13 protein-coding genes are annotated in these 16,049 nt (G+C 74.9%); 6 read left to right on the top strand and 7 right to left on the bottom strand.

The features are described from left to right. Positions 1 to 59: 59 nt before the first annotated feature. Entirely contained in the window at positions 60 to 554 is a 495-nt protein-coding gene (locus BJY14_RS33115; protein ID WP_179836505.1) for a DUF3145 domain-containing protein, read from the bottom strand. A 330-nt stretch (positions 555 to 884) separates the two neighbouring features. Here BJY14_RS33115 and BJY14_RS33110 point away from each other — a divergent pair, with 330 nt between their 5' ends. Genes BJY14_RS33110 through BJY14_RS33095 form a run of 4 tightly spaced genes read left to right on the top strand, consistent with a single transcriptional unit; the run spans position 885 to position 5,589 of the window. Further along, positions 885 to 2,075 (top strand): S8 family peptidase, encoded by a 1,191-nt coding sequence (locus tag BJY14_RS33110; protein WP_179847201.1) that lies wholly within the window; start codon positions 885 to 887, stop codon positions 2,073 to 2,075. Between the two features lie 33 nt (positions 2,076 to 2,108). Continuing rightward, positions 2,109 to 2,633, top strand: coding sequence for a sigma-70 family RNA polymerase sigma factor (locus BJY14_RS33105; RefSeq protein ID WP_312879509.1), 525 nt, complete (start codon positions 2,109 to 2,111; stop codon positions 2,631 to 2,633). Beyond that, positions 2,630 to 3,076: a hypothetical protein gene (locus BJY14_RS33100; protein ID WP_179847200.1), complete on the top strand. Its 447-nt coding sequence runs from the start codon at positions 2,630 to 2,632 to the stop codon at positions 3,074 to 3,076. Before BJY14_RS33105 ends, BJY14_RS33100 begins: the two co-directional genes overlap by 4 nt. Further along, positions 3,073 to 5,589: a CHAT domain-containing protein gene (locus BJY14_RS33095; RefSeq protein ID WP_312879508.1), complete on the top strand. Its 2,517-nt coding sequence runs from the start codon at positions 3,073 to 3,075 to the stop codon at positions 5,587 to 5,589. Before BJY14_RS33100 ends, BJY14_RS33095 begins: the two co-directional genes overlap by 4 nt. A gap of 14 nt (positions 5,590 to 5,603) precedes the next feature. Here BJY14_RS33095 and BJY14_RS33090 read toward each other — a convergent pair whose 3' ends face one another. From BJY14_RS33090 to BJY14_RS33080, 3 genes are all read right to left on the bottom strand, one after another. Then, positions 5,604 to 6,434: a sulfurtransferase gene (locus BJY14_RS33090; RefSeq protein ID WP_312879507.1), complete on the bottom strand. Its 831-nt coding sequence runs from the start codon at positions 6,432 to 6,434 to the stop codon at positions 5,604 to 5,606. A 71-nt stretch (positions 6,435 to 6,505) separates the two neighbouring features. Further along, the gene (locus tag BJY14_RS33085; protein ID WP_312879506.1) at positions 6,506 to 7,672 is read right to left on the bottom strand and encodes an alkaline phosphatase family protein; all 1,167 of its coding nucleotides are present in this window, start codon (positions 7,670 to 7,672) and stop codon (positions 6,506 to 6,508) included. After that, positions 7,669 to 8,250 (bottom strand): DUF5998 family protein, encoded by a 582-nt coding sequence (locus tag BJY14_RS33080; protein ID WP_141583229.1) that lies wholly within the window; start codon positions 8,248 to 8,250, stop codon positions 7,669 to 7,671. Before BJY14_RS33080 ends, BJY14_RS33085 begins: the two co-directional genes overlap by 4 nt. Positions 8,251 to 8,338: 88 nt before the next feature. On the opposite strand from BJY14_RS33080, the gene BJY14_RS46820 reads away from it, so the two are divergent. Next, positions 8,339 to 8,656, top strand: a complete 318-nt coding sequence (locus BJY14_RS46820) for a hypothetical protein (RefSeq protein WP_179847198.1) — start codon at positions 8,339 to 8,341, stop codon at positions 8,654 to 8,656. 15 nt (positions 8,657 to 8,671) lie between these two features. On the opposite strand, the gene BJY14_RS33070 is transcribed toward BJY14_RS46820, so the two are convergent. Beyond that, a complete protein-coding gene (locus BJY14_RS33070) occupies positions 8,672 to 11,110 on the bottom strand; it encodes a bifunctional acetate--CoA ligase family protein/GNAT family N-acetyltransferase (protein WP_179847197.1) in 2,439 nt (812 codons plus the stop codon). A 168-nt stretch (positions 11,111 to 11,278) separates the two neighbouring features. On the opposite strand from BJY14_RS33070, the gene BJY14_RS33065 reads away from it, so the two are divergent. Then, a complete protein-coding gene (locus BJY14_RS33065; RefSeq protein ID WP_179847196.1) occupies positions 11,279 to 12,202 on the top strand; it encodes a carbohydrate kinase family protein in 924 nt (307 codons plus the stop codon). Positions 12,203 to 12,410: 208 nt separating this feature from the next. Here BJY14_RS33065 and BJY14_RS33060 read toward each other — a convergent pair whose 3' ends face one another. Further along, entirely contained in the window at positions 12,411 to 13,436 is a 1,026-nt protein-coding gene (locus BJY14_RS33060) for a LysR family transcriptional regulator (protein WP_218905696.1), read from the bottom strand. A gap of 436 nt (positions 13,437 to 13,872) precedes the next feature. Beyond that, positions 13,873 to 15,966, bottom strand: a complete 2,094-nt coding sequence (locus BJY14_RS33055) for a RecQ family ATP-dependent DNA helicase (protein WP_179847195.1) — start codon at positions 15,964 to 15,966, stop codon at positions 13,873 to 13,875. Positions 15,967 to 16,049: the final 83 nt, after the last annotated feature.

Genomic DNA, 16,049 nt, shown 5'->3' with positions numbered 1-16,049 from the left:
ACGAGTCGCGGGACGGGTACGCGCTCCGCGCGGGCGACGGCGGTCGCGCCGCGGGCTCGTCAGACGGCGGCGTGCAGCCAGCGGACGGGGGCGCCGTCGCCGGCCCTGCGGAAGGGCTCCAGCTCGTTGTCCCACGGCGTGCCGAGCAGCCGGTCGAGCTCCTGCTCCAGGGTGGCCTTGCCGACGGCGGCGTTCGCCATCACCGCGCGCAGCCGGTCCTCGGGGATCATGATGTCGCCGCTGGCGCCGATGACCCCGGTGAACACCCCGAGGGTCGGGGTGAAGCTGAAGCGGACGCCGTCGGTGCCGGGCGTCGGATCCTCGGTGGCCTCGAACCGCACCAGTTTCCAGTTGCGCAGCGCGGAGGTGATGCCCGCGGCGGTACCGGGCCTGCCCTCCCAATGGAGCTCGGCGCGCAGCGTTCCGGGCGCGGCCGGCTGATCTGCCCACTCAAGGGAAACGGGCACCCCGAGAACACCTGCGGCGGCCCACTCGATGTGCGGGCTCAGCGCAGGTGGCGCGGAGTGGACGTAAAAAACGCCACGTGCGGTCACCGGACCTCCTGGATCTGTACCGAGGCTCGTCTTCCCCTACGGCCTCGTACGTCCCAAGTCGGCGTCCGCGTCCCTCATTGTGCATCATCGGCCGGTGTCGCACCACCGTGAGTTCGCAGTTTGTTGAACGCTTGAACACAGGATGCACATCGTTCACCCGCCGCCTCCGTCAAGATCCACTATTGCGAAGGGGACCGGGGTGTGCGCTCGCCGCCGAGTGAGACTCGTCACGGATGCCACCATCGGCCACGCTCCGCTCGTTTCCCGGCACCGAGCGTCACCGTTCCGCCACGATGAGCGAAACGGCCGGTGCGGCGGAGGTGGGGCTCGATGTTCGATCAACAGGCGCGGCTGGACCGGGTGCTGGCGCGGCACGCGGACGCGGTCGTGGTGGAGCCGCTGCCGGGGCGGCCGGCGCTGATCCGCCGGAACGAGCTCCTGGTCGCGGGGCGGGACGCCGGCGCGGCCGAGTCGCTGGTGCGTCGCTGGTACGACTCGCGCCACGACGAGGGCGGCGTCACGCGGCTGCGGCTGCGCGCCCCCGCGAAGGTCGACGTGTGCGAGCTGGCGGCCGTCCTCGGCGGCACGGACCGGCGGCGCCGCGGGCTGAGCGCGGCGCCGAACCACCTCGTCCTCGGCCAGCCGATGTGGTGGAGCGGGCCCGCGGACCTGCCCCGCCCGGCCCCTCCCCTGCCCGCGCCGCAGGCCGTCCCGGTCCGGCGGCACATGACGGTCGCGATCCTGGACACCGGCCTGTCGCCGCACCCCTGGTACGAGAACGAGCGGTGGTACCGCGAGCAGCGCGACGAGGCGGCGGAGGTCCTGGACGCCGACCTGGATTTCGCGCTGGACGCGCAGGCGGGGCACGGCACGTTCATCGCGGGGGTCGTGCTTTCCCAGGCGCCGTCCGCCGCGCTGCGGGCGCGCCGCGTCATCGACGGCCACGGGATCGGCGACGAGCTGGACGTGATCCGGGCGCTGGAGTGGCTCGCCGCCTGGGGCCGCGCCGACATCGTCAACATCTCGCTCGGGTGCCACACCTACGACGACCGCCCCTCGCCGGTGCTCTCCCAGGCGGTCGCCGCGCTCGGCCGCCGGACGGTCGTCGTGGCGTGCGCGGGGAACGCGGCGACGGACCGCCCGTTCTGGCCCGCCGCGATGAAGCCCGTCATCGGCGTCGCCGCCCTGGACGGAGACGACCGGGCCTGGTTCTCCAACCACGGGTGGTGGGTCGACGCGTGCGCGCAGGGCGTGGACGTGGCCAGTGCCTTCGTCCGGTTCGACGGCCCTCGCCGAGCGGTGAACGGTGCCGATCCCGACCGGTTCGACGGCTACGCGACATGGAGCGGGACGTCGTTCGCGACACCGGTCGTGGCGGGACGGATCGCCGCCCTCGCGGCGCGGGAGGGCATCGGCGCGTCCGAGGCGGCCGACCGCGTCCTCGATCCCGCGCGGCACCCGGTACTTCCGGGCCTCGGCACCGAAGTGCACACCGCGTCATCGCCCGATGCCATAGGGTGAAGGGGGAGCGGGGGGCCTCGGGAGGATACTTCGGTGGCCCGAAGGGACGATACGGACGAGCTGGTGGTCCGGGCACGCGACGGCGACGGTGACGCGTGGGCCCGGCTGGTCGAGCGGCACAGCGGGCTGCTGTGGTCGATCGCCCGCTCGTACGGGTTGAACGACGCCGATGCCGGCGACGCGGTGCAGACCACGTGGCTGCGGCTGGTGGAGCGGATCGACGAGCTCCGCGAGCCCGCCGCGGCCGCGTGCTGGCTGGCCACGACGGCGCGCCATGAGAGCCTGCTGCTGGCGCGCCGGCGCGGCCGCACCCTGCCGACGGTGCCCGCCCCGCGCGAGCCGGAGCCCGACCCCGCGCGGGTGGTCGCGGCGCGCGAGCGGCTCGGCATGGTCGGCGCGGCGCTGGAGCGGCTGCCGCTGCGCTGCCGGACACTGCTGCGGCTGTTCGCGCTCGCGCCGAGCCACGCCGAGCTGGCCGCCGCCCTCGGCATCCCCGTCGGCAGCGTCGGCCCGACGCGGGCGCGCTGCCTGGAGTCGCTGCGGAGGCTCGTCCCGTGAACGACGACGAGCTGATGGCGGGAGTCCGCGAGACGTACCAGGTCCTCGACCCCGTGCCGGCGGCCGTCCTGGCGGCGGCCCGCGCGTCGATCGCGTGGCGCGCGCCGGCCGCGCGGCTGGCCGAACTGGAGCACGACCGGGGCGGCCGCGCGGCGGGGGTGCGGGGCGGCCCGGCCCGGACGCTGACGTTCACCTGCCCGGGCGTGACGGTCGAGATCGAGGTGACGCCGGACGGCCGGCTCCGGGAGATCCACGGGCGGCTCGTCCCGTCCGCGGCGGCGCTCGTCGAGGTCCGGCACCGCGACCTGCCGCCGGGCGGGATCACCGCGCGCACGGAGCCCGCGGGAATGTTCTGGCTGCCGCGCGTCCCGACCGGGCTGGTGAGCCTGATCCTGCGGCTGGACGACGGCACGTCGATCGTCACGAGCTGGATCCGGCTGTGACCGGGCGCGACGAGCGCACCCTGCTGCGAATGGCGGCGAGGGATCCCGCGACCGCCTTCACACGGGCGCTCGCGCTGCTGGAGGACGGCGGCGGCGTCCTGCCGCTGCGCGTGGCGGGGCTGGCCGCCAAGGAGCTGGGACGGCTGGACGAAGGGCTCGCCTTCCTCCGGCGCGCCCTTGAGCTGGCCTCCGGGTCCGACCCGTACGCGGCGGCGCAGGTGCGGATGAATCTCGTCGGGCTGCTCACGGCGAGCGGTGACGTCACCGAGGCGCTCGCCCACGCGCGGCGAGCCGAGACCGTCCTGAGCGGGCCCGACGCCGATCGCCTGGCCGCGAACAAGGCGGGCGCTCTGGCACGGGCCGGGCGCCTGGAGGAGGCGCACCAGGTCGCCGTGCAGGCCTTGCCCCGGTTACGCGCGGGGCAGGATCCCGCGGCGCTCAACGGTCTGCTCACCAACCTCGGCCTGGCGCGGGTGTTCCGCGGCGACTACGACGGCGCGGAGGAGGCGCTGGCCGAGGCCGTCGCCGTCGGCGAGGCCGCCGGGTTGCGCCACCAGACCGCCATGGCGAAGGGGAATCTGGCCTTCACGGTGTCACGGCGCGGAGACGTCCCGCGCGCGCTCCGCCTCTTCGCGGAGGCCGAACAGGGCCTGACCGGTGAGCGCCTGGCGCAGTGCCGGTTCGACCAGGCGGAGACCCTCATCATGGCCGGCCTGCCGGGTGAGGCACGTCCCGTCCTCACCGCCGCCCTGGACGCGGCCACGGCGAACGGGTACCGATGCGACACGGCGGACGGCTATCTGCTCCTCGCCCACGCCGAACTGGCCGACGGCAACGCGGAGGAGGCCACGGTCGCGGCGGAGCGCGCCCGCACGGAGTTCACCGGGCAGGAGCGCATGGGATGGGCGCTTCTGGCCGAGCATGTGCTGCTCAAGGCGCGGTGGGCGTCCGGTGAACGGTCCGCCGTCCTGCTCCGTTCGGCCGCGGCCACGGCGGAACGGCTGGAGAGCGGCGGCTGGGCGGACGCCGCCGACGAGGCCCGCATCGTCGCCGCGCGCGTGGCGCTGTCGCTGGGCCGCCCGGCGGGGCACCTGCTGGCGTCCGTCCGGCGCACGAGCGGCCCGGCTTCGGGCCGGATCGCCGCCTGGCACGCCATCGCCCTCGAACACTCCGCCAGGGACGCCCGCAAGGGCGCGTTGGCGGCGGTCCGGGCGGGGCTGGAGGTGACCGAGGAGCACGCGGAGGCCCTGGACGCGCTCGACCTGCGCGCCCGCGCGGCGGGTCTCGCCACGGAGCTGGCGGAGCTCGGCCTCCGCCTGTCCGGGTCGGCGCGGGAACTGCTCGCCGTGGAGGAGCGGCGGCGGGCGATCGCGCGGCCGGTCCGCGTCCGCCCGCCGAGAGACCCCGAGCGCGCCGCCGCGCTGACCGCGCTGCGCGCCCTGAGCGTCGACCGCACGGCCGACACCGCCCGCGGCGGGGCCCCCGCCGCGCCCCCGGCGGACCTGACCGCGCTGGAGGCCAGGATCCGCGAGCGGACGCGCCGCCGCCCGTCCGGCGCGTCCCCGGACCGCCCGGCCGCCGCCGGCGAGGTCGCCGCCGAGCTCGGCGACCGCGCCCTCGTCGAGCTGATCGCGATCGGCGACGAGCTGCACGCCGTCACCGTCGCGGGCGGCCGCGCCCGCCGCCACCGCCTCGGCCCGGGCGAAGGCGCGCGCCGCGAGACCGGCCTGCTCCGCTTCGCCGCCCGCCGCCTCGCCGAGGACGGCGGACCGCCGGCGCCATCCGCCCTCACCGGCGCGGCCGAACGCCTCGACCGCCTCCTGCTGGCCCCGCTCCGCCCCGTCCTGGGCGACCGCGAGCTGGTCATCGCGCCGACGGGCGTCCTGCACGGGCTGCCCTGGGCGACGCTCCCGTCCCTGGCGGGGCGCCCGTTCACGGTCGTCCCGTCCGCCGGGGCCTGGCTCCACGCCCGCAGGCGCGCGCCCTCCGGCGGGCACGCCGTCCTCGTGGCGGGCCCCGACCTCCTGCACGCCGACCGTGAGATCGCCGCCCTCCGCCGCCTCCACCCCGGCGCCGTCGTCCTGGACGGCCCGGACGCCCGCGCCGAACCCGTCCGCGACGCCCTGGAAGGAGCCGCCCTCGCCCACGTCGCCGCCCACGGCGAGTTCCACCAGGGCAACGCCCTGTTCTCCCGGCTGCGCCTGGCCGACGGCCCTCTCATGGTCCACGACCTCGACGAGCTCGCCGATCCGCCGCACCTGATCGTCCTGTCCGCGTGCGACATCGGCCGCGCCGACGAGGGCGACGCCGTCCTCGGCATGGCCGGCGCCCTGCTGGCCCTCGGCACCGCCACCGTGATCGCCAGCGTCCTGCCCGTCCGGGACGACGCGACCGCGGCCTTCATGACCGCCTTCCACACGGCACTGGCGGCCGGGAAGACCCCCTCCCGGGCGCTGGCCGCCATCACCCGGGCGCCGGCCACGACCGGTTTCCTCGCCATGGGCGCCGGCTGACGCCGCGGGCCGGGTCAGCCCTCGCCGACGGCGACCGGGTTGCCGGGATCGGACACCCAGTTCGACCATGACCCCACGTAGAGGGCGGCCGGGATGCCGGCGAGGTGCAGGGCGAGGATCTCGTGGGCGGCGGTGACGCCCGAGCCGCAGTAGGCGCCGACGTCGAGGGCGTCGGTGGCGCCGAGCTGCGCGAACCGCTCGCGCAGCAGCTCCGGCGGCAGGAACCGGCCGTCGACGCCGACGTTGCCGGAGGTGGGAGCGTTCCGGGCGCCCGGGATGTGCCCCGCCACGGGGTCGACGGGCTCCTGCTCGCCGCGGTAGCGCTCGGCGGCGCGGGCGTCCAGCAGCACGCCCGCCCGGGCCAGCTCGGCGGCGCCCTCGGCGTCCAGGACGGGCAGGCGGCCGGGGGCGGCGAGGAAGTCGCCCGGCTTGGCCTCGGGTTCGGCGGTGCTCACCGCGTGCCCCGCCTCCGTCCAGGCGCGGTAGCCGCCGTCCAGGACGCGGACCCGGTCGTGCCCGAAGTAGCGCAGCGACCACCACACTCGGGCGGCGGCCGTGGAGTCGGCGTCGTCGTAGACCACGACCAGGCTGTCGGCCGTGACCCCGGCGCGGCGCATCGCCGCCTCGAAGGCGGCGGGGTCCGGCAGGGGGTGGCGGCCGCCGGGGCCGGGCGGCCCGGCCACGTCGCGGTCGAGGTCGACGAAGACGGCGCCGGGCAGGTGCCCCTTGCGGTAGGACTCGATCCCCGGCGGCCCCGCCAGATGCCATCGGGCGTCCAGCAGGACCACGTTCGCCCGCCGTCGGAGCAGCCGGTCCAGCGCGGGCACTTCGATGAGAGGGTGCACATCGCCAGTTTGGCCGCCGTTGCCCCGATTAGGGAGGGGCGAATCCGGGTTCATCTCAACTCCGCGGGATCTCAGGGCCGGGACGCGGTGAGCAGCGGCACCAGTTGCTCGGCCGGGACGAGGGAGCCGTGCATGCCGACCATCGAGTCCAGCCACGGCTCCCGTTCGGACGCGACGATCGCGAGGTCGGCGTGCGGGACGGCGACCACGTCGCCGATCCGCTCCAGCATCCCGGGCCCGATCGCGCCGAACCAGCCGTTCTCGACGGCGTGCTCGCGGCTGACGACCCAGGCGCGGTCGCCCAGCGTCTCCGTCCAGGCGGCGAGGACGTCCGCGTGGGCGCCCGGCTCGCTGTAGACGTAGCGGGCGCGGGCGTCCCCGCCGAGCAGGGCGACGCCCGCCGCCAGTGCGGGCACGGTGTCGGCGTCGATCCGCTCGTCCGGGTCGACCATGCCGTGGTCGGCGGTCACGTAGAGGGACGAGCCCGGCGGCAGGGCCTCCGTGAGGCGCTGCGCGAGGCCGTCGACGTACCGGAGCATGTGCCGCCAGTCGGCGGAGCCGACCCCGAACCGGTGGCCGGTCGCGTCGAGTTCGGCGTAGTACACCGTCACGTAGGCGCGGTCGCCGCGGCGCAGGGCCAGCACGGCGCGGTCGGCGAGCTGATCGGGCCCGCGGCCCGCGATGTACTCGGCGCCGCGCGTGGTGGCGCGGCTGAGGCTGGACCCCCGGTAGAGGGGCTCCGCCACGTACGCGACCTCGACGCCGTCCGCGGCCGCGCGCCCGTAGGCGGTCGGGACCGGCTGGAACGTCTCGGGCTCGACGGTGTCGTCCTCCCAGCGCAGGCAGTTCAGCATCCGCCCGGTGCCGGGGACGGCGATCTGCACTCCGAGCAGCCCGTGCTCGCCGGGCGGGGCGCCGGTGGCCAGCGAGCCGAGGCTGCTGACGGTCGTCGCCGGGAACCCGGCCGTGATCGGGCCGCCGTCCATCGCGTTCAGGAACGGCGCCTCGGCGGGATGGGCCCTCAACTGCTCCCAGCCGAGGCCGTCGACCAGCAGCACGCAGACGCGCGGCACAGCGGGCAGGCCCAGAACGTTCGCGGCGCCGGGGACCCCGAGCGCGGCCAGCGCCGAGGTCGGCAGGTCGGCCAGCGCGGCCTCGCCGTACCGCGGGACGGGCGGTTCGGGAAGCAGCGGGCCCTGGCCGGGCTCCCCGCGCCGCGCGGCGGCCGCCTCGCTCACCGCGCGGTCGCGGCGGACAGTTCCTCGGCGAAGGCCAGCACCTGGCTCACCGCGTCCGCGCCGTCCGCCGCCTCGCTGACCCGCAGCGACAGGTCGTCGGCCGTGACGCTGCCGGTGTAGCCGTGGTCGGCCTCGCAGTTCTCGTCGCCGCACGTCGCCGGTTCGAGGTCGATGTGGGCGATGGCGCCCCAGCCGATGGTCAGCACCACCTCGGTGGGCGGAACCCCCGGCACGTAGGAGGCCGGGTCCGGGACCACCCGCGTCACCGCGACCGACTGGACGCGTTCCAGCTTGACGGCCTCGGTGGTGGTGGACGCGTGGGGCCGCGTCATGCCCTCGCCGGGCGGATGCTCGTCGGTGTGGCACACCAGCAGCCGGCTCGCCGACAGCACGAGCACGGTCACGTGCCGCCGCACCTCCATCGCGGGGTCGAAGGTCGCCTCGTGGTGGACGACGTAGGCGGTGACGCGCTCGTCCCCGACGGCCGACTCGACCGCGTCCGCGACCAGGGCCGGGTAGTAACCGCTGCGCTCGATCGCCGTGCGCAGACCGCTGACGGTCGCTCGGGTTTCCCTCATGGCCCCATCCTGCCCTGTCCGGGGCCGGACGCGCACATGACCGCCGCGGCGCACGGTCATATGTCCGTGTGCGGGGTAGAGGGTGGGCATGGACGAGCATCCACTGCCGACCCCGCCGCCGGTGCCGCCGCCCACGCCGGACCCGGCGCCTCCCCCGCAGCCCCCGGTGCCGCCCCAGCCGCCGCCCGGCCCCGCCCCGGGTCCCGCGCCGCAGCCGCCCGGCCCCGTCCCGCCCGGTCCCTCGCCGGAGCCGGTGCCGCCGGGCCCGCCGCCGGAGCCCATGCCTCCCGGACCGCCGCCCGAGCCGTCCCCGCCCGCTCCCGGACCGGAGCCGTTCCCGCCGGGGCCCGCGCCCGACCCCGTCCCGCCGACCCCGGAGCCCAGCCCTCCCCCGCCCCCGGGCTGACGCCTCAGGGCCGGGTCAGAGGTGGCGCGGCTCCAGTTCGGGGCGTGGGCCGAGGGGGCGCTGCAAGGTGAGCGTCACCGCCCGCACCGCGACACCGGACGGGCCGACCATGACGGGGCTCAGCTCCAGCCGCGCCACCTCCGGAAGGTCGTAGCCGAGGCGGGACGCGCGCAGCAGCAGTTCCTCCAGGGCCCCGAGGTTCACCGGATCGGCGCCCCGGTGCCCCAGCAGCAGCGGGGCGGTGCGGATCGCGCGGATCATCTCCGCCGCCTCCGCGTCCGCCAGCGGCGACAGGCGGTAGGCGCGGTCCTCCAGCAGCTCGGCGGTCTCGTCGGCGATCCCGAAGGAGATCAGCGCCCCGAACGAGGGATCCTCCCTCACGACGATGCGGGTCGCGACCCCGTCCGTCCCGCCGGCGAGCCCGATGCCGTAGCAGGCCAGAAGCTCCGCCGCCTGCTCGGGCGCGACCTCCACGGGGCCGCCGTCGCCCAGCCACGCGGCGACCAGCTCGCGCGCCTTGGCGCGGTCCACGTTCTCGAACACCGGCATGCGGCCGGGGGGACGCTGCCGCCACCGCGCGTACCGGATCACGTACGCCAGCGCCCGGACGGCGTCCTCGGGCGCCGTGTAGGACGGCACTGAGCCCTCCGCCGCCATCCCGTCGGGGCCGGTGACGCGCAGGTCGGCGGGCATGCCCTCGGTGCCGAGATAGGTCGCCACGATCGGTTTCCTGCCCTCGGCGGACAGCCGGAGGATCCGCTCGGGGACGCGCAGGTCGTAGCCGCCGATCGTCGGGGGCGTGAACAGCGCCACGACCGCGTCGACCGTGTCGTCGTCCAGCGCCCCGGCGAGGGCGGCCTCGTAGTCGTCGGCGTCGGCGCGGGGGCCGAGGTCGATGCGGGGCCGGACCTCCAGGCCGAGCGCGACGGCCTCGTCCTGTGCCAGCAGGCCCAGCGAGTTGGAGTTGTCGATGATCGCGATGCGGTCGCCGGCCGGGAGCGGCTGGTAGGCCAGCACCTGCGCCACGTCGAACAGCTCCGCCAGGTCCTCCACCCGGATCACGCCGGCCTGCTCGAACAGCGCGCTGACCGCGTGGTCGGGCAGGGTGAGCGCCCGCGCCGCGTGCCCGATCGGGACGCCCTGCGTGCTGCGCCCGCTCTTCACCGCCACGATCGGCTTGCGGCGGCCGAGCCTGCGCGCCAGCCGCGCGAACTTGCGGGGGTTGCCCAGCGACTCCAGGTACAGCAGGACGGCCCTGGTGGCCGGGTCCTCCTCCCAGTACTGCATCAGGTCGTTGCCGGAGACGTCCGCCCGGTTCCCCGCCGAGACGAACGTCGACAGGCCGAGGCCGCGTGCGGCGGTCCGCTGCAAGATGGCGATGCCCAGCGCACCCGACTGGGAGAAGAACCCCACCGGACCCCGCCCCGGCATGGTCGGCGCCAAGGTCGCGTTCAGCCGCACGTCGGGGTCGGTGTTGGCGATGCCGAGGCAGTTGGGGCCGACGACCCGCATCCCGTAGGCGCGCGCCAGGCGCACCAGTTGCTCCTGGGCCGCCCGTCCTTCCTCCCCCACCTCGCCGAAGCCGGACGACACGACGACCAGCCCCCGCACGCCCTTGCCCGCGCACTCCTCCACGACCTCGTGGACGGCGTCTGCCCGCACCGCCACGACCGCGAGGTCCACGTCGTCCGGGATCTCCAGGACGGACGCGTACGCACGGACCCCGGCCACCGCGACCGCCGTCGGGTGCACCGGGTACACGGGGCCGCTGAAGTCCCCGGAGAGCAGGTTCCGCAGGACCGTCTGGCCGACGCTGTGCTCGGCCCGGCTCGCCCCGATCACCGCCACCGACCCCGGGAACAGCAGCCGCTGGATCGACCGCGACTCGGCCCGGTGCTCGCGCGCCGTCATGACCTCCAGCGAGGTGTCGGTCGGCTCCAGGTCGAGGACGAGCTCGATCACGCCCTCCTCGAAGCGCTGCTCCGCCCGGTACCCCGCCTCCCGGAACACCCGGGTCATCCGGCGGTTGTCCGGCAGGACGCTCGCCACGAACCGGCGCACCCCCCGCTCCCGCGCCGCCGCCGCGATGTGCTCCAGCAGCACCGCGCCGAGCCCGCGGCCCTGGTGCGCGTCCTCCACGAGGAACGCCACCTCCGCCGTCTCCGGCCGGTCGGCGAGCCGGTCGTAGCGGACGACCGCCACCATCTCCCCCGCGATCGTGGCGATCAGCGCGGCGCGCCGGTCGTAGTCGACGGTCGTGAAGTGCTCGACCTCGCGGTCCGACAGCTGGGGGCGCGGCGAGAAGAACCGGTAGTAGATCGACTCCGGGGACAGCCGCGCGTGGAACGTGCGCAGGAGATCGGCGTCCTCGGGCCGGATGGGACGCAGATGGGCCGTCCCGCCGTCGCTGAGGACGACGTCGGCCTCCCACTGATCCGGATAACGCTCGGTCACGTACCCGAGGGTAAGGCACGGATGCGTGACGGCCCCGCGACGAAAAAACCGGCTTCCTCGGTTTCGCTGCGCGTTCGAGACCTAATCCGGGCTCCGGAGCTGTTACGGTCGACCACACGCCCAAGAATTGCCGCTCGCGCGGGCCGTGTTGATCGAGGTGATGACTCCATGACGCGCGTGGTCGTGGTCGGCGATCTTATGACAGACACCGTGGCGCGTGCCGCGTATCCCCTGGCCAAGGGGAGCGACACGCCCGCCGCCGTGACGACTCACGGTGGCGGCTCCGGCGCCAACGTGGCCGCATGGCTCGCCGTGGAGGGGACCGACGCCGCATTCGTCGGCCGCCGCGGCTCCGACATCGCCGGCCGTAACCGGGACATGGAGCTGATGGGCTACGGCGTCGACGCCCGCCTCGTCATGGACCAGGAACGTCCCACCGGCACCTGTGTGGTCATGGTCACCCACAAGGGCGACCGGACGATGCTGTCGGATCCCGGCGCCAACGCCGCCCTCCTGCCGGAGGACATCGAGCGCTGCAAGGACCTGTTCTCCGGCGGCACCCATCTGCACCTGTCGGGGTACGCCCTGATCAACGAGGGGTCCCGCAAGGCGGCCATCCACACCCTGGAGATCGCCCGCAAGACGCAGATGTCGGTCTCCGTGGACGGCGGCTCGTCCTCCCCGCTCAAGCGGATGGGCGCCGAGCCCTTCCTGGAGTGGACGCAGGGCGCCCGCCTCCTGGTCGTCAACGCCAAGGAGGCCGAGATCCTCACCGGCCGCGACACGCCCGAGCAGGCCGCCAAGGTGCTGACCGCCTGGTACCCGCAGGTCGTGATCACGACCGGTGCCGACGGGGCCCTGTGGTACACCAACGGCCGGCCCGAGCCGGTCACCGTCGCGGCGGAGCCCGTCGAGAAGATCATCGACGGCACCGGCTCCGGCGACGCGTTCGTCGCCGGGTTCCTCCCGCCGTGGCTCGACGGCAAGCAGCCGGCCGACGCCCTCACCGCGGGCTGCCGCCTGGCCGCCCGCGCCATGCAGCACCTGGGCGCCCGCCCGACCCTCGACGTGGTGGACAACCAGATCAAGTAGGGCGGGCCCCCGCCGGAGCGGTCGCGGCCGTCGGCTGACGACGCGCCGCAGTGCGTCGGCGGGCGCGAGCCGCACGCGGACGCACCTACCAGCGCGGGGTACGCCGATGACCCCCGGCGCCGCCGACGCGGCGAGGGCCGGTGCCGGCCCCGCGGCGTGCCCGGCGCCGTCCGCACCTCCCGTCCGGCGGCCGAGGCTCGGCGGACGCTCAGGCGAGCGGGGTGTAGGTGCGGACGTCCTCCCTGACCGCGTCCCAGAGGCGGTTGAGGGGGTGGCCCGCGTCGTAGCGTTCGAGGTCGGCGCGGCGCACGAAGGCGCCCGTCATGAGCTCGGCCTTGGGCTCCAGGTCGTCGTGCAGCCCGATCGCGCGCAGCGGGACGGCGTCGGGGTCCTCCTGCGCGGCCATGCCCCGCCCGATCGAACCGGTGACGATCATGCAGCCGCGCACGAACCCCGACCGCAGCAGCGACAGCCCGTAGTGCACGTCGTCGATGTCGGCGACGACGTTGAGCCGCTCGCGGAAGTTCGTCCCGTACCAGGTGGCGAGCAGGTCGGCGACGAGCCCGGCGGGCGGCACCACCAGCGGGATCCGCCCGAGGCGGCTGGTGCGCACCGGCGTGCCGGGCAGCTCGGCCTCCGGCAGGTTGGTGAGCAGCAGCGCCTGGCCCCGGGCGTACTCGATGACCTCGTACTCCTGGAGGCGCAGGTCGCCCTCCGGGGTGCTGACGATGCTGCCGCAGATGAGGTCGACCTGGCGGGTCTCCAGCCGCGACCACAGGTCCTTGGTGCGGACGTGGGCGACCTTGAACTCGACCTCGCGCTGCCGGAACTCCTCCGAGACCCGGTCCCAGGCCCTGGAGACGATCGGAAGGGTGAACTCGGTGGTGCCGACCGTCAGCATGCGGCCGAGGCGGCGCCGGCTCCAGTGAATGGACTCCAGCCATTTCCCGAACGTCGTCCGCGCCAGTTCGACCGTGGTCTCCCCCGTCGGGGTGAACAGGTAGTCCTTTCCGCGCCCCTGCCGGACGGTCAGGACCTCGCCGCACAGCACCTGGCTGTTGCGGTTCAGCGTGTCGAGCTGCTTCTGGACGCTCGACTGCTCGCGGCCCAGCACCCGCGCCGCCCGCAGCGCCGACCCCGTCTCGTGCACCACCAGCAGGGTCCGCAACTGGTCGAACGTCATGTCGAGCAGACCGGGCGGACACTCCAGCAGCGAGTCGAGGGTCGGTGGCACGGGGAGGGACATTACTACCTCTTCCGGGACCGCGCGGAAATGGCCGCGGGGCCAACTAAGCGGGAAATGATGACATTTCCGCCTGAACTTATCTCAAGATGTTCTCCCAAACAACTGGACAGAGTTTTCTAACCTCTAGAACACTTTCCTTCGAGCCGCTCCTCGCCGCCGTCACCCGTCCCACTCCCAGGACGGCGGCGCTCCCGGGCGCGCCCCGGTGGTGCCGGCCACCGGGGCCGCCGCCCGGCGCCCTGGTCTCCCGTTCGCCGCGGCTCTTCTCCGCCGCGGCGCCGGGGCAGGACGCCGGCCCGTGCGCGGGGCCGCGCGCACGGGCCGGCCCGAAGACGTCCCGCCCGCGCCCAACGGGGGCGCGCGGGCGGCACACCCCCTCCAGGCCGGCGCGTCGGGGCCCACCCGGGCCCCGACGCGGCTCCCATCAGTTGGGGGTCGCCAGGACCAGGGGGAGGGTCGACTGGGCGCCGGATTCCTTCAGGAGGCGGGTGGCCACGGTCATCGTCCAGCCGGTTTCCATGCGGTCGTCCACCAGAAGGATGTGGCCCGGGTTGTCGGCGAGGGCCTCCGCCAGGTCGGTGGGGACGGTCAGGGTGTGCCAGACGGAGGCAAGGCGCTGGGCGCTGTTGTGGCGGCGCGGGACGGGCTCCCCGACCGGGACGAGCTCGCCCAGGTAGGGCAGGCGGCCGATCTGCGCGATGCGCTGCCCGAACGTCGTGACCAGGCGGGGGCGGGAGTGGGAGCCGATGGTGACCACGCCGGTGGGGCGGGTCTTCCAGTCCCAGGCGGCGAGGACCTGCACGACGGCGTCGACCAGGTCGGCGGGCACGTCGGTGTCGCCGCCGGCGAACAGGTCGCGCAAGCGGTTGCCCCAGCCGATGTCGGTGAGACGGCCGAGGGCACGGCCCGTCTCGGCCTGGAGCTCGGGCTTGATGCGGCCGGAGACGCCGAGGTCGTCCTTGACGCCGGTCGGCCACATGCGGCGGGGGGCGATGTCGACGCCGGGACGGTGCAGGCGGTCGCGGGCCCGGGTCGCGCTCTCCTGCGTGACGTCGGTGGGCCAGTGGCGGCCCGTGCAGTTGTCGCAGCGTCCGCAGGGGGCCGCGGCGGGGTCGTCGAGCTGGCGGCGCAGGAACTCCTCACGGCAGCCGGTGGCGGTGATGTAGTCGAGCATCGCCTGCTGTTCGCGGCGGCGTTCGGCAGTGACGCGCTCGTAGCGCTCGCGGTCGTAGGACCAGGGTTGGCCGGTGGACGTCCAGCCGCCCTTGACGCGGCGCGCGGCGCCGTCCACGTCGAGGACCTTGAGCATCATCTCCAGGCGGGCCCGGTTGAGGTCGACCAGCGGTTCCAGGGCCGTGGTGGAGAGGGGACGGTCGGCGGAGTCCAGGACGTCGAGCGTGCTGCGGACGATGTGCTCAGGCGGGAAGGCGAGGCTCGCGAAGTAGGCCCAGATCTCGCGGTCCTCCCGGCCGGGGAGCAGGATCACCTCGGCGCGGTCGACGCCGCGGCCCGCGCGTCCGATCTGCTGGTAGTAGGCCACCGGGGACTGCGGGGCGCCCACGTGGACGATGAAGCCGAGGTCGGGCTTGTCGAAGCCCATGCCGAGGGCGCTGGTGGCGACGAGGGCCTTGAGCTTGTTGTCGCGCAGGTCACGCTCGGCCTGGAGCCGCTCGGCCTGCTCGGTCTGGCCGGAGTAGGCGGCCACCTCGTACCCGCGGTCGCGGAGCCAGCCGGTGATCTCGTGCGCCGCCGCGACGGTCAGGGTGTAGATGATGCCGGAGCCCGGGAGGTCGCCGAGATGCTCGCCCAGCCAGGCGATGCGCTGCTCGGCGGAGGGAAGGTTCACCACCGCGAGGTGCAGCGAGTCGCGTTCGAGAGGGCCGCGCAGGACCAGGGCGTCGTCGCCGGCGAGCTGCTCGGCGACGTCCTTGGTGACGCGGGCGTTGGCCGTCGCGGTGGTGGCGAGCACCGGGATGCCCGGCGGCAGCTCGGCCAGCAGGGTGCGCAGCCGCCGGTAGTCGGGGCGGAAGTCGTGCCCCCAGTCGGAGATGCAGTGCGCCTCGTCGACCACGACCAGCCCCGCGCCCGCGGCCAGCTTGGGCAGGACGAGATCGCGGAAGTCGGGGTTGTTGAGCCGCTCGGGGCTCACCAGCAGGACGTCGACCGCGCCCTCCTCGACCTCGGCGAAGATCTGGTCCCAGTCGCCGGTGTTGGAGGAGTTGATCGTGCGGGCGGCGATGCCCGCCCGGCGGGCGGCGTCGATCTGGTTGCGCATCAGCGCCAGCAGCGGCGAGACGATCACGGTCGGCCCGGCGCCGCGCTCGCGCAGCAGCCGGGTCGCCACGAAGTAGACGGCGGACTTGCCCCAGCCCGTCCGCTGGACGACGAGGGCGCGCCGCCGCTCCACGACGAGCGCGCTGATCGCCGTCCACTGGTCGTCGCGCAGCCGCGCGTGGTCACCGGCGAGGGCGCGCAGGCACCGCTCGGCCTCGTCGCGAAGACCGTCCGAAGAGCTCATGCGTCCTTGGTACCAGTGCCTCGGAAGGGACCGCACCAGAATCACGTTCTGTGGATAAGGCGGGGCGCGGGCCAGGGATTGAC

This window comes from Actinomadura luteofluorescens, assembly GCF_013409365.1.
Lineage (GTDB): Bacteria > Actinomycetota > Actinomycetes > Streptosporangiales > Streptosporangiaceae > Spirillospora > Spirillospora luteofluorescens.
This window is presented reverse-complemented; position numbering and strand designations above follow the sequence as displayed.